We start from the raw sequence: 14532 nt of genomic DNA, 5'->3' as shown, positions 1-14532 counted from the left end.
CGCAAGAGCCAGCGTGGTGCACCCGAGCGACGGCAACGTGTTTTCGTGAGCACCGAAACTTGGATCGCCGCCAGGTGACCACCACATTTCCCACTGAGCACGTTGACTTAATGGCAAGCGTCAACTCGCTGTTGCAAATGCTCTCCGCGGTCGATCGATTGGCAAAATGACTAGGAGGCAAAATGATTCGCGCGTGCTGGCTTATCATTTTGCCCCACCTCTTTTAGCTACTCAGTTTTTTTATTGCCTCTGGAAACGGATTTGCCTGGTGGCGTTGCGCTCGCTATGATTGGAGCAACGTTCACCGTCGTGGTTAACGACCTCCCATTACAGCAATCCGGGGAACCATGCGATGGCGACGGAGCGGCGGCATCTTTTTTTAAAGTGGTTCCGTCACCGTTTGCAGCGCGCCCATCGCCCCCGTTATCCGAGCCAGACAACATTGGATTTTACTTTAACTTTGCGACTTGTCGTCGGCGTGATGTTTGCAACCTCGATGGTTCTGGCGACGTGGTCATGCGAATGGATCGCCACTCTGCACCACGACCAGAACGCGTGGGTTAAGCGACTGGATGACAACTCACTTTTCAATCCGCCCGCTGTGCCAACGCTTGAAGACTTCATGCAAGACTTCGATTCTGTTCCTGTAGCGAAGGTCACGGATGCCGATATCGATATGACACCTCAATGGTTCGGCGTTCTGATCGAGCTGTTTTATTTCTGGGCTGCATTCTGCTCGGTCCTCTGCCCACTGTATTTTGTGTTGAGGTCGCGAATAACCGACCGATTTCTTCACGTTGTGTTCGTGTCGTCTGCGTGTTCCGCAATTGTCACTGTTCCGTCAGCAATTTTGATTTGGTGGACCGGATCCTTAGGTGGGCCTCATCTTTTTATACTGACCATCCCTTTGCTTGCGCTGGGACTCATTGTTGGATTTGCCACGATGCCGGATCCGACCCAACGGACGAAAGTCGAGTGCGGATAGCCAGGGCTTTCATTGCGAATGGGGTTTGCCGCCGAATTTGACATGGGCAACTTTCTCTTCACGCCCGGTGTTGCCTGTCGTTTTCCGACAGAAATTTATCCAACCTGCAAACGTTTCGTTGTGAATCAACTCTTCGGCGACTTGGTTGCCGTCAGGGTTTCAGTTGTCGATCATTCAGAAAATGCAACTGTCCTGTCGGAAGTGAATTAGACGCTGTACAATCAATCAGAGGTGGTGTTGTACAAAAACGAAATGCATAGATTGTTGATCGCAGCGGCCGTACTTGTTTTCGATGCTCCTCAAAAAAGTGGGTAACCAAGTGATGGTAACGGAGCGGTGGTGGGCGCCGGTTTGGTCTGCTTGCGATTCAACTTCCGCCGCCCCGCACGTCGCCAACACTACCCGACGAAAACCATTGATGACCCAGAATCCTTACGAAGCTGCCGCCATTGTCAATGGCACACCAAGTATGCGCACCTGGCCCGTTCCGTTTGCGGTGTCCGCAACGATTACGTTTGAATTGACCACAATTGCATCGACAGGGAACGATCTTGCCGTTTATTTGGGAACGCCGGGTGCGTTGCTTAGAAATGTTTTCCCTGCATTTCTTTTCGCGTTCCTTGTTGGACGGTTCAACGGAATCTCCCACACTGTCAGCAGTGCCTGGATTGCATTGCCTGGCCGTCTGCTTGGCGGATGCATACTCGGCGCGACTGCCATGCCAGTGAATCACATGATTGTGGACTACCTGTACCTCATTCCGTTGCCAAGTAAGTTCGCTGAAGTTTTGCTTGTAATGCTGGTTCCCGTCGTAATCTGTACGATGACTGAGCGAGCTTTTCTTCGAGAACTTGACCACATTCATACTTTGGACGGGACAAGAAGCGAATAGCCACAACGTTCACAGCAGATCGGGCCTTGCCAAACTAGGCCTTCGCGACGTCAACCGCCCGATCGCAGTGACGTGGAACGTTCTAGCTTTGAACGTGCGCGGTCAGCACGTTGTATTTGGCGAAGTGGTGCACTCGATGGATCGGTGCGTTTGACAGCGGATTCGAGTCGCGGGGAACAGGAGGGAACAGAGTCAACGGAGGACTTGCCGACTGCAACTCTGGTGTCGCCGCTTGCGTCTGTGCGAATCCCCACGTCAACTGACGGAAGGGGGGCGTGACGGAATGAGAACGCGGTCCATCGACGCGGTATGCTATCGGTTGTTGCCCGCGGGGGTCGGTGCCTGTTCCCAGTGGCGACTCTGCTTGCCGCGTGTTCGATCACTGGGGATCTCGACTCACCAACCCAGCTAGCCACCGATGAACGCGGATGAACACAGATTCTTCTGTTTCAAAGTCTGCGTCCATTTGAGTTTATTTGTGGTTCAATGCCTCTCCACCAAGATCGCTGCAGCGGGCACCCGGCTTGGGTATACTTTCAGGCTCTAGCGAGATTGGACCACCTGCATTGTTCCAACCATTTATCCAGAACGATCGCGTGCACCCGAATACGCGAATCAACGTTTTTAAATTTGAAAATCTTTCACGTGCGCCGGTCACCGAAAGCAAGTCCATGATGCGTAACTATTTTTTTATCTTGCATTTGTGCGTTGTGATTTTCTCTGGCTGCAGCGGCTCCACGGTGGTTGCGACTATCGACGCAGAAGTCGCCGACACACAAGTGTTCCACCGAGGCCAGTTGCTTGGTACCACACCGCTACTTGTTACCGAAGAAATGTGCCGGCAACACGGTTTCGCAATTCCTGAAGATTACATTGAAACCGACGGTTGGGGAGAATGGATAGAATTCGATTCTGCAGATGGTAGCGGAACGAAAAAGCTTACGTTCTTGGTGTCCGAGTCAGTCAGGGAACAATACCTTACTCTTGAAACACCATGGGGTATCCGAACAAAGCGGAGTGGTTCTCGTGGAAACTACAATGGAACATCGATCAACCTCACGACCGGGTTCATGCCGCTGGTGGACAAGGATGGCATTCGTCTTGAACTTCACGACCTCGGGAAATACGCGGCGGGCGACAAAGTTGAACTTCGATTGACGTTAATCGGAACTGGAGACAAGCCTGTCGCAGGCTTCCGTCCCGAGTTGATGGCGTTGTGGGGAGACCAAGACGCGGTGTGGTGTGCCCGCTCGTGTTCCAAGATGGAACTTGACGAACGTTTTTCCACGATTGAGCCAGGCGAGAGGCACGAAATCACCATGCTAATCGATGCGCCGGACAAACCAGCTGCCTATAGTCTCTTTGTCGTTTACCATCTTTTCAGCGACGAAGATGGTGATTCGCTCAAGATCAACGCTGTGTACTCGGAGTCACAGCTGTTGAGTGTGGCGGAGAACAATGAGTTGGACAGGGAGACAGGGAGACAGGGAGACACGGAGACACGGAGACACGGAGACACGGAGACACGGAGACACGGAGACACGGAGACACGGAGTGAGGAGTGAGGAGTGAGGAGTGAGGAGTGAGGAGTGAGGAGTGAGGAGTGAGGAGTGAGGAGTGAGGAGTGCTCGGCTGACAATGGTGGATGTTGGGCAGAAAGATTGGTGCGACAGAAAGATTGGAAAGCCGGAGCGGTGAGCACCCTCTTCTTCTGAATTCATGTTTTTGTCACCCATGTTTTTGCCTGTTTTTGGATCATTCGAGGACGTTGTGTTTAATGGGAGCGTGGTCGCCAATTCAACTCGTCGGCTGGACGGTGCGTCGATCGCTGCAGCCGCTATCGCGGCTATGGTGGTGCTGACGTGTCCGAAACCCCATGCTCACGCATGGGGCTCAATGCTGCCGCCGTTACCACGGCTCGTTCGAGTTGTTGATCGCGATGATTTGCGTGATTCGCACGATTTGATTGCGACTGAAGAATGCGAGGCAATGGCAATGCAGAAGTGTCGGCTGAGAGCCGGATGCTGTCACGCGGCGCGTCCGGATCGGTGTGGGGCCCAGTGGCAAAGAGGCAGGGGTAAACTCTTGTGACACCATGTAAGCGAAACCGGTGGCAAGCAGTGAACGCAAAGCTTAACCTAAACCAAAGCGACCCCGGTTTACTCGTACTGGGTGGCCGAAGAGGCTTTTTTGAATCGCAATGCTTTTAGCCGGCCGTGCGGTTCACTGCATGTGCCTGCAACATGCACCGCACATTCGGCATTGCTATACTTGGCCATCACTAGGCCATCACAAGGTCAACTGCCGGATCGCGGTCACGTCAAACGTAATTCGAATAGAAGTTTATGATCTCCTGTCGCAGAGCCACGAACGCCGACGTCGACTTGTTTCGAAGCATCCGGCTTCGCGCACTGCAAGACAGCCCTGGTGCGTTCGGCTCAACTTACGAAGCTGCGATCAGAAGAGATCATGCTTCGTGGAGGGATCAGATTCTTTCCACCAGTGATGGAATCGATCGCAATACTCAATTTGCCTTTGCCGCGGATCAGTGTGTCGGATTAGCTGCGTTGTACCGCGATCAAGACACTGCCTCTGGTGAGATCGTGCAGATGTGGGTTGATCCCGATCAGCGAGGTTCGCCGGCAGCGTCGATACTGCTGGGGCAACTGCGAGTCTGGGCCGCCGAAGTAGGCATTCATCATCTTGTTTTGTCGGTCACAAGCATCAACGGCAGGGCCATCAAGTTTTATGAAAAACAAGGGTTTCGTTCTACTGGAGAGTGTCTTTGGACTGACCCTAATCGTGATTTGCAAGGAATACGCATGACGCTCACGCTCGCCTCCCTACGCGACGAATAAAAATTGGAGGTGACAGAGCGGCCGTGGCCGCTGTTCACAACTGGAAATTAAACTGCCGCAGCCCACGCAACACACCGTTCGCCAACAGGTTTTCGTGATTGATGTCCAATCCTTACACCCCATCATCGCTTACTGACTTTTCGGATTCGACTTCACCTCAGAAGAAATTTAGTCACTCTGCGGTTCTGATTGCCTCCTATGCGTTAGGCATGGTCGTTGGGTTGTGTATTTCCGTAGCGTTCTTCGAATGGTTTCATGAAGGGCTTGTGCGATTGGATATTGTCGCTCGAAAGGTGGTCCGGCAGCTCTCGCGACCCTCCTTCTCGATACCGTGTTTTCTTGCTGGATTCCTTCTGACAATGAGTTGGCGACACGTTCGACGCAGGTGGCGTGGACCCTACCGCTCAACGGTTACAACAAGGCTTGTAAGCGGATGTGTCTTCGTTTGTGCTTTTTTCGCCACAGGCAACTTGGTTAAGTATCCGCTTTTTGCAGCGATTGGCAGTGGTTCGGTTGATCTGATCATTGTCCCCTTGGCTTTGATCGCAGCGACGTTGGCCGCGATTGAGCTGGAGGCGGCACTTTGCCAGCCTGCAGCAAAGGGTGACGAACCAGTCGATGCATTCGGAGTGCCCCGCTAAGATCATTGAAATGATTTCTCTGTATCCAGCGATCGGCGCGGTCGGATTGAACAGGAGACATGATGCGCCGGCGGTCAAGTTCTGGTATCCTCTTGGCTTGCACTTGTGCTGAAGGTCAAACCAGCTCCTGTGCTAAAAGATCCAGAGCCAAGTGGTGCATCCGAGTTCTCAAATGCACTTTGCTTGGTGACATCTCGTCTGCTCGGACCGGGTGACCATTGCCGTTCACCGCCACCGCTCGTGATGTATCGCTTGACAATTCTCAGCATTGTTTGATAGATGCTATCGTTCCAAGTTATTCCAAGCATTCTCCACAACAAGGAAACTGGCTACGCGGCGCATTGATTGTCGGCTGGCTCGTAGCACTGGTCGCTTCTCTAAGTCTGTCAGCAATGAATGACTCTCCAAAGGAGCTGACGACATCCCCACCAAAGTATCCCCACCAAAGTATCCCCACCAAAGTCGAATGTCGTGATCGACGAGAGATTCGTGGGGCTTGTGTAAAGTCGGGTCGTAGCAGGAACAGGAAGCAGTCCGAATGATCTAAGTCAGAACATCGACACCGTCGTTGTTTATGAAGCTGGAAAACCCGAGACGTTCTTGAAGCCTGTTGAGGACTAGCCTGAACCCGCGGTCAGACGACGAGGGGCAAATCGTCTTGCCTGTCCGTTTCTTCTTTGCTTTCACAACGGAAGATAGCAATACCGTGCAACGGAGAACGGTATTTGGCGGTTAGGGGGCGATAATCAATCGGCCATACCCGCTGACGACCAACATTACCCGACCGACTTGACTGCAATCGATTGATTAATCCTTACGCGCCGCCCCAATCTTCATATTTTCGCGAATCGGCGACACACGCGAATCGGTTGCTGTATATCTGGATTTGGCTGCCTACTGCGATTCTCGGCGTCATGCTTGCAACCCCCGCTGACATCTTCTCGATCGTTATGGCGATGGCCTTTGCACTTCTGTGCTTTTTTGCTGGCGTCGTTTTTTTAATTACGATCTTGACCAGAAGCTTCGCTGGATGCTCATCACCATCTGCACGCTCATCGCTGGATCACTTGCGTTGCGGAACTGGCTCTCAACGGTTCCGATATTCATCGCGATCGCAATCGTATTCACAGTCGCGAACGTGGCGCTGGGTTATAAGTCCGGTAGGTCCATAAAACACAAGCGACATCGTGTTTTCGCCGCACTTGGTATATCGTGTGCGATCGGACTGTTGCTCGGCCCGCTTGGCGTTATCATACTGTGCGTACCGTCAGTCTTGTTCGCCAACCGAAACGCTGCTCCAAATGGTGGGTGACAACCGCTTGCACGATTCGGGCGGCTTTAAGTTGGGAATCTGTCACGCGTCCTGGGTGATGCGTACCGCTGGTTGGCTCATGCGCTATTCCATTCCTGTCCTTGCATTATGTATCTTGTGCGGTTGCTCGCATCCAGAGGAGCCCATTGTGACATCCACATTCAAACCACCCCGTATTGACCGTCTTACCGAAGTCGATTCGGCCGATTGCGAGTACAAGCAGGGCGTTGTTGAAATAGAGGGTGTCGTCTCGCCGAGTGGCCAAGGAGGATGGTCCCACTCTGACGACTACGACGTTCATTGCTTCAGCTTCTCTGCGTGGCGATATCCAGGGCAACCGATAGTGAGCAAAGACCTGACAATTCTTCGTCCAGTCGCCCCCGACGCTGATTGGTTTTCCGAATATCCAAAACTAAGCATTCGTCGCATACGAGTCATGGTAGCGACGGATGAATCACGCGCGATATTTGCCGGTAAAGCAACTCAAATGGCCGACAAAGAAGTTCTCGTGGACATGGCGAAAGAACTGGCAAAACCGGTGGTGATCACAACCGAACGATTTGGTGATCTAACTCTTAATCGTTCAATCGACCGGTTTGAAGGGGAAGTGAATTGGAATGGAGAGTCAATTCGAATTAATTTCCATACGGATAAGACCCAAGATATCTCAGCAGGTCTGGAGGTCGCTGGGAAACTTTTCGATGAACAACTATCTTGGAAGCAAAAGGTTGATGATTATGCAGTGCAAGAGTTGTTGCTGGTGAAAAATGACGTTTGGCTCGACGACAACGAGTCACCACTGACAGCCGATCAATTCAAATCACGAATGACACTACAATCAATTTCCATCCATCCAGATGGGGAATTTAATTTTTGGCACGATGATGGCGATCTGTTTTGGGGACATTCGATCCAGATTTCAGGATCGCTCGAAGAGGGGCTAACTCAGGCGGACATCCCCGGCTGATAGAAGGGAGTGCGCGGCAGGTGATCGCGGATGTAGGACAGGACGATTGTTGCGACAGAAAGATTGGAAAGCCGGAGCGGAGAGCACCCTCTTCCACTGGATGCATCTTTTTGTCACCCATTTTTTTGCCTGGGTTTGGATCATCAGGGGACGCTGCGTCTTAAAGGGATCGTGGTCGCCAATTAAACTCGTCGGCTGGACGGTGCGTCGATCGCTGCCGCCGTTACCACGGCTCGTTCGAGTTGTTGATCGCGATGATTTGCGTGACTTGATTGCGACTGAAGAATGCGAGGCAATGGCAATGCAGAGGCGTCGGCTGAGAGCCGGATGCTGTCACGCGGCGCGTCTTGTTCGGTGTGGGGCCCAGTGGCAACAAGGCATGGTTAAACTCTTGTGCCATCATGTGAGCGAAGCCGGTGGTAAACAGTGAACGCAAAGCTTAACCTAAAACCAAAGCGACCCCGTTTTACGCGTCCTGAGTCCGCGAATCGGCATTTTGAAATGGCATCTCAATCGCGACGGCCCGGATGTGCCAGAGGTTCTCCCATCATCGGCTTGGAAATGGTGAGTTGCACGAACATGAAGATCCACCTTCTTGCGACAACGGTCTTGATGGCATCATGTGTCGGTTGTGAAAGTGGACCCATTAAATCCGTCGAAATTGACGAAACGCAGCCACCCGCCTCAATTGAAATCGATGTTCTCGAAGGAGTCGTGCTACACAAGGAATGGACAAAATCAGAGGAATCGTGGAATGCTGGAGGGGCCGATTATTTTGTCCTCGATACTGGAACTGCACCGGTTAAGCAGCGGTCCGCTAAAGAAGGTGTCCTTTTGATTCCTACGCCTACCGTTCCGGTGAGAAGTCTTGCCGAGCACGTCCAGAAACGCGTAAGAATATCAGGTCAATATACCAAGGGGGAGCCGTTTGAACCGTCAGACGAGGAGCAATACTCGCAGCGCCCACAATCTCATGGTCAATCGCGCATTCTCCGTGGTGCTGGCTTTACCGTCTCCTCAATCCAGGAACTGAGATAGCATTGTTCATCGTACGGATTGGTAAACGATTGCGTGCAAGCGGAGGACCGGTGGTCGGTTTTCGCAACTGGAAGCTTCACAGCCAGGCCCGTGTGACGCGGCCGTTATTCGACTAAAGTAATTGCATTGACTCACACGCATCCGTACGATCCACCAATCACGCTTGAGCCGGTTTCCCGCGAAAGTAGTAACAGCACCCGCTATCCAGGTTTTGGGTTAGCGGGGCTCACGGGGATCGCTATCCTGGCTGATGTCCCGTTTGGCTTTTTCACGATCGTCGACGCCGTTCGCGTTGCGTTGGATGGGAGCGTGCTGCTGGGGACAGTCGTTGCGGCTGGAACACTGCTATTTATATTTGCGCACCTGACCGTACTCGCGGGGTCTGTTAAGATGATCTACGGCGTCCCAAATCGACTCTCTTGGCTGGCTGCTGGCATCTCGTGCTTCCCCATCCTCAGCCCAGGGATACTTCTCGGTATTCCACTAGGCGTTTGGTCGCTCGTTGCATTGCGGAGAGCGAAATCGGACTTCATGAATACAAAAGTGGCGTTAGACGGCGAATGACCATGTTGCGAATCTGAGGACGGGCGAGTCGCTTTTGTTGGCTAAGTGCAGGTCGGCAACCCGTCCCCGCTGAACCGTGTTGTTCGACCATCATCAGAGGGTGATACCATGGATCGCACTGGATTCATCTGGTTCGCAACCCTGCACGTTTACCATCACTTAGGACGGAAATTCAAAATGGCCAAAACAAAATCCTCCGCCTCCGTTGCAGTCGTCGATTACGATGTCAGCTGGGATACTAAGAAAAATCGAGGAGGCATCCGCGTGAAGTTGCAGCAAGGAAAGCCTCTCGTCATTCGCAATATTGAAAACGTCGCTGAGTACATCGCGATCCTTACGTTGCTGCAAGGTGAGAAGACTGTGTTCGCGACGCGCTCCGGCGTTCTGACGACGGCTCCTTGACGAAATAGTACTGCATGGATACTTAAATCTCGGTATTCGGTGATCGGTACCGATCTGCGAGGATACGATATGTTTTTGCGTGCCATCAAGACGGTTGTGATCATGAGCGTCGCTGCTTGCGTTGCGTTCGTGGTCTACTGCGGCGCAAGCGGCATTCGCTCGATAGATGACTTCCGGAATTTCCTCGTGATGCGATCCGTGCCCGAGCCCATTGTTGTCGCACTCGCCAATGGAACATTGGAGGCTGGTTCAACGACACGGCAGATGATGTCGATCGACACCCCTTCTTGGACGGAGGATTTCGGACGCTGCAAAATTCATGGATTTGCGCCCGAAGGGAGCTACGACTATCGGACGATCGTGACGGTCGACAACCGCATGGTTTCGGCGGACGTTGGTAGCTGCACTTGGCGATGGTCCTTCTTTGACGAAATACCGGATGATATCGCTAGGTCGGTCGGATCGGTTCGTGGATTGCGAGACGCAATCGAGCGGATGCCGGAGCACGCCGATAAACTTCAACCATTACTAGATGAGCAGCTTTCTTCACTTGGTATTGAGCAGACGGCAGCGGGAGTGAACGTAGCACCCTAGAATGCATGAACGAATGGCAGGGCTGACCTCGCGTGTGTTTGCGAGTCCTTCGCCCGTTCACGAGAACTTAGGTTCGAAACCCAGTTCTGGTCGTGTGTCTGGACTGTATCTCGACAAGGTTCCAGCATTCAGAAACTTTGAGGCGATGCTGCGTTCTGACTTGCACTGCGATTCACGCCTCATGCGGCCTGACGCCATCGATTGAACGTATGCCGGAGAGTGCCTACGCGGCGCACCCGAGTTGGGCTCTGGAATGACGTCCGTGGCAATCACAATTGGTCGTGGTGAGAGTGTAAGACGTGAATTGTTCACCGGCGGCTTAAATGGAAGGTTTCGAGGCCCAAAATTTGCGTTTCGGGATTTTGTTCTTTCTGGCGCACCAATCTTTCTGGTGTCTCCTGCGGTGTGGGCAGAAACTGGATGCCGGGGCGTGTCCGAATTGAGCGATGCCGATTAGCGGTACGCGGAGTGCGTCGGGGTTGCGACGGTTCGCGTTCGGCCCTTGCTCTGAAGATAGATCGACAGAAAGATTGGTACGACAGAAAAATGTGACTGCGATGGCGGTCTGCGATTGGACACGAATTAGAGTTTTCATCATTTTCTAACCTTTCATCTTTTAACCTGTCGCTTAATCTCGGGTGCAGGCCGTTTGCGACGGAAAGAGTACCGCCGGCAGGGTAGATCAAAAATTTTCCTGCCCCCTTCATCTTCCTGCCCAACCTTGGGTTGAATGGAACGCACCTGACGTGATTTTGCCAGTTCCAAGCTAATGATTGCGATTGCTGCCGCCGCTATCGCGGCTCCGTGGCGGTCTTGTATACGTAACCCCATGCTTACGCATGGGGCTAAATGCTGACGCCGCTGCCGCGGCTCTCCAGCGTTGCCGATTGAAGTATTGCCGAGGCGTGAATGGATCGATTGTTGCCGATTGACGGCGTGTGTAGGTCATTCGCTCGTTGCTCGGGCGATGGGTAGACAGAAAGATTGGTGTGACAGAAAAATGTGACTTCGATGGCCATTCGCGATTGGACTTGAATGGAACGGTCCTCCCATTTTCTAACCTCCCATCTTTTAACGTTGCTTTGTATCCCAGCGGTGTGGCATCGAGTTGGTGACAGCAGCACCTGCCGTCGCGTTGCGACTCTGGGTGGCGAGGTTCGCGATTCACCACGGACTCGCGTCCGTGGCTACCGCCTGTCGTCGCGTTGCGACTTGACGGAAGCTGATCTTCAATGTCGTTGTGGAACTAATCTTCATAGCCAATCCAATGAACGTCTAACGGCTGCATCCTGAATACACACCAAGCGGTCGGCGCTATTTGCAGCGAGGCGTTTTCTCGTCGATCTGCAAGTCGATCGCCCGTCCTCATCGTGTGATGGCGATCGCTGATGGCTCGGGCGATTTGCATGTAAACGAGGCGTGGACGCGAATCGTTCATTTGCGTTACCGTGCTCTTTTTTGCAGCTGGAGGATCTCGAAAAGCTTCACCGGCTTCCAGGACGGACGTGGCAGATGGTAATCTACCGACGGTTGACGCAATGGCAGAGCGCGTGGCTCCCAAGCTAACAAGGGGGCTCCACTGTACCGCCTGATCGCTCCCACCGTGCTGCCCGATCGGCTCGTTGGCGACCCGATATTACAACCCAATGGAACGAGCACTACACGCGGTTAGCCCAGCACACGGGGTTGGGCCAGCCAGTCGTGGCACCTGCAGGATATCATGATACGAATTACAAACCTCCTTGTTGTTGTCTATGTCACCCTTGGCTGCATCAGTCCAGCGATAGCAGAGAAACCGCTGAAAATTTACATCATGGCTGGGCAGTCAAATATGGTGGGCACGGGAGGGATCTCGACCTTTGACCATATCGGAGACGACCCGGCAACCGCGCCCTTGCTTGACAAGATGCTTGGTCCCGACGGTAAACCAAGAATCTGTGACCGGGTATGGATCTCGTCGCTCAATGGCAAGATGAACCAATACGGCGGCGAAGGATTTGGTCGGTTGACAGCCGGTTACGGCGTCCGCAGGGAGGACCCCACGAAACCCGATGATTTCATCGGTCCTGAGTATCTGTTTGGCATCACCATGGAAGAGTCATACGATGGGCCGATCTTGATCATCAAAACCGCTTGGGGCGGTCAAAACCTGTGCGTCGACTACCGACCACCCGGGGCTGGCCCTTACGTACTGAACGACCAACAAGTCGAGATGTACCGCGAGCGGGGCAAGCTTGATCAAATAAGGACGCAGAGAAAAGAGGCGACGGGACGGAACTATCGCTACATGGTGGAGCATGTCAGGAAGGTGCTGGGCGACATCAAGCGAGTCTATCCGGACTACGATCCCGACGCAGGCTATGAACTGTCAGGGTTCGTTTGGTTCCAGGGGTGGAATGACTTCGTTGATACGGCCACTTACCCCGATAGTCGTGGTGAAAAGCAATATAATGAATACAGCGAACTGCTGGCTCAATTCATCCGGGATGTTCGTAAGGATCTGGACGCCCCCGAGCTGCCGTTTGTGGTGGGGGTGATTGGAGTCTATGGAGATTTCACGCCGGGGACGTTCCGGGTGGTGAACCAATCCGACCGTCGCATGAAGCTGTTTCGCAAGGCCATGGCAGCGCCGGCAGCGATGGAGGAATTCAAAGGCAGCGTCGTTGCAGTTCCGACCGCACCGTTTCGAGAAAACTCGCTCGGATTTATCGAGCAGAAACAGCAGCAAGTGCAAGCCATGGGCAGGCAATTGGCGAAAAAGCACCCTGGTAGCGCAAACGCAGACGGATCGATGACCCCAGAGCAGAGAAAAGCTTATCTGGATGATTACCGATCGAAACTGCTCACTCCGGAAGAGATTGCGTTATGGGCTCGCGCGACCTCGATCGGCGGCTTCGTTCACTATTACGGCTCAGCCAAGTTTCATGCCCAGGCAGGTAAGGCATTCGCAGAGGCGTTCTTGGAGATGGAAGGGAGTGTGGGAGACACGGAGACACGGAGTGAGGAGTGAGGAGTGAGGAGTGCTCGGCGGACAATGGCGGCTGTAGGACAGAAAGGTTGGTGCGACAGAAAAATGTGACTGCGATGGCGGTTTGTGATCGGCCTTGAATTCGAGTCGTCCCCCCTTTTTTAACCTTCCGTCTTTTATCCTTTTGCTTCGTCTCGGATGCAGTCCGTTTCTGATGGAGCGAGTGCCCCCGGCAGGATCTGGCAAATAGTTTCCTGCCCCCTCCATCTTCCTGCCCTGCCTTGGGTTGAATGGAACGCACTTGGCATGGTTTCGCGACTTCTAAGCCAGTGATTGTGATGCTGCCGCCGCGATTGCGGCTACGTGGTGTTTTTGTGTTGGGGATCTCATGCTTTCGCATTTCGACGTTGCATGTTTATCACAATCCGACACGTCCGCGAGGGAATCTTTATTTTGACTCGGTCGCTCGCTCACGCGTCGAGCTGTGATTTGCCGGGGAAAACGGCAATAGCGCAAGGAGCCAATATTATGGCACCCCCAGTAGAAATCGGTGGCAAACCGTGAACATTAAGCGTATCCTGATATCCGAATGGCACCGCACCACTCGCCGGAAGTGCGGCTTGTGGCGCTTTCTGGCACGGGCAATCGATCGTCCGTCTCCCTATCTGTCCACCGGTATCCTGCTGAAGAATGACTGGCTGGCTCTACACGCTACGTGAACGATTCACGCCCGACCTCACCGATCGGTGGGATCGTTATCGTCACTTTTCGGGCTTCCACGACATCGCCGAACTCGTGACGCTTGACTCAATGATGTGCCCCGATGTGATCACGGAACTTCGCGACGACGACTGGCAGTACAACGTCCACGAGGACTTTCGCACTGAACTGTTCCGCGACGGCGACTATTTGCTCAATCGTCAACCGCTTGATCCCTTGTTGCATCAACTGATTGCAGCACACGAACACCCAGACGGTTCGGAATCCATACCGGCTGGTTTCACATTCTGTGGTTACGACATCATGGATTCCTATTTCGGCAACAGCACGCTCACCAATTGCGGCCCAATCCCCGAGGCGTTCACTGCTGAGGACGTTAACCGTTATGGACTTGTCCAGGATTTAGCCGCTGCGTTACGAATTCGTGATGCGATGCGCAAACAAGAACCCGACGATCCTCACCTGGGCCAATGCGAAGTCTGGCTCGTCGCGCAACGCATTCCCAATGGCGGGTAACGATCCCGCTGCGCATGTCCGGCGCATTGGTCTCGAGTCGTGGTGCAGCGGGGGGAATGGTGCTGCAATGAAAAA

The 14532-nt window shown here is 53.3% G+C and carries 12 protein-coding genes; 11 read left to right on the top strand and 1 reads right to left on the bottom strand.

The genetic code is table 11. The features are described 5' to 3' along the window. The first annotated feature begins 352 nt into the window (after positions 1-352). The 9 genes from ABEA92_RS00225 (at position 353) to ABEA92_RS00185 (ending at position 10253) form a co-directional block, all read left to right on the top strand. A complete protein-coding gene (locus ABEA92_RS00225; protein WP_345681681.1) occupies positions 353-985 on the top strand; it encodes a hypothetical protein in 633 nt (210 codons plus the stop codon). A 418-nt stretch (positions 986-1403) separates the two neighbouring features. After that, positions 1404-1877, top strand: a complete 474-nt coding sequence (locus ABEA92_RS00220) for a hypothetical protein (protein ID WP_345681680.1) — start codon at positions 1404-1406, stop codon at positions 1875-1877. A gap of 566 nt (positions 1878-2443) precedes the next feature. After that, positions 2444-3442, top strand: coding sequence for a hypothetical protein (locus ABEA92_RS00215; protein WP_345681679.1), 999 nt, complete (start codon positions 2444-2446; stop codon positions 3440-3442). A 780-nt stretch (positions 3443-4222) separates the two neighbouring features. Beyond that, positions 4223-4735: a GNAT family N-acetyltransferase gene (locus ABEA92_RS00210; protein ID WP_345681678.1), complete on the top strand. Its 513-nt coding sequence runs from the start codon at positions 4223-4225 to the stop codon at positions 4733-4735. 2101 nt (positions 4736-6836) lie between these two features. Beyond that, complete coding sequence (locus tag ABEA92_RS00205) at positions 6837-7655, top strand: DUF2262 domain-containing protein (RefSeq protein WP_345681677.1); 819 nt, start codon at positions 6837-6839, stop codon at positions 7653-7655. 579 nt (positions 7656-8234) lie between these two features. Further along, positions 8235-8693, top strand: coding sequence for a hypothetical protein (locus ABEA92_RS00200; RefSeq protein WP_345681676.1), 459 nt, complete (start codon positions 8235-8237; stop codon positions 8691-8693). A gap of 126 nt (positions 8694-8819) precedes the next feature. Continuing rightward, positions 8820-9257 (top strand): hypothetical protein, encoded by a 438-nt coding sequence (locus tag ABEA92_RS00195; protein ID WP_345681675.1) that lies wholly within the window; start codon positions 8820-8822, stop codon positions 9255-9257. Between the two features lie 108 nt (positions 9258-9365). Beyond that, on the top strand, positions 9366-9659 hold the full coding sequence (locus ABEA92_RS00190; protein WP_345681674.1) for a hypothetical protein: 294 nt from the start codon (positions 9366-9368) through the stop codon (positions 9657-9659). Positions 9660-9848: 189 nt separating this feature from the next. Continuing rightward, positions 9849-10253, top strand: a complete 405-nt coding sequence (locus tag ABEA92_RS00185) for a hypothetical protein (protein WP_345681673.1) — start codon at positions 9849-9851, stop codon at positions 10251-10253. 845 nt (positions 10254-11098) lie between these two features. Here ABEA92_RS00185 and ABEA92_RS00180 read toward each other — a convergent pair. After that, entirely contained in the window at positions 11099-11272 is a 174-nt protein-coding gene (locus tag ABEA92_RS00180) for a hypothetical protein (protein ID WP_345681671.1), read from the bottom strand. A 701-nt stretch (positions 11273-11973) separates the two neighbouring features. On the opposite strand from ABEA92_RS00180, the gene ABEA92_RS00175 reads away from it, so the two are divergent. Beyond that, positions 11974-13263 (top strand): sialate O-acetylesterase, encoded by a 1290-nt coding sequence (locus ABEA92_RS00175; protein WP_345681670.1) that lies wholly within the window; start codon positions 11974-11976, stop codon positions 13261-13263. A gap of 648 nt (positions 13264-13911) precedes the next feature. After that, positions 13912-14457 carry a hypothetical protein gene (locus ABEA92_RS00170; RefSeq protein ID WP_345681669.1) on the top strand — a complete coding sequence of 182 codons (546 nt, stop codon included), beginning with the start codon at positions 13912-13914 and terminating at the stop codon, positions 14455-14457. Positions 14458-14532 lie beyond the last annotated feature (75 nt).

Origin of the sequence: Novipirellula caenicola, assembly GCF_039545035.1 — a bacterium.
In the GTDB taxonomy this organism is placed as follows: Bacteria; Planctomycetota; Planctomycetia; order Pirellulales; family Pirellulaceae; genus Novipirellula; species Novipirellula caenicola.
The sequence above is the reverse complement of the archived record's forward strand: the minus strand, read 5'-3'. Positions and strand labels throughout refer to the sequence as shown.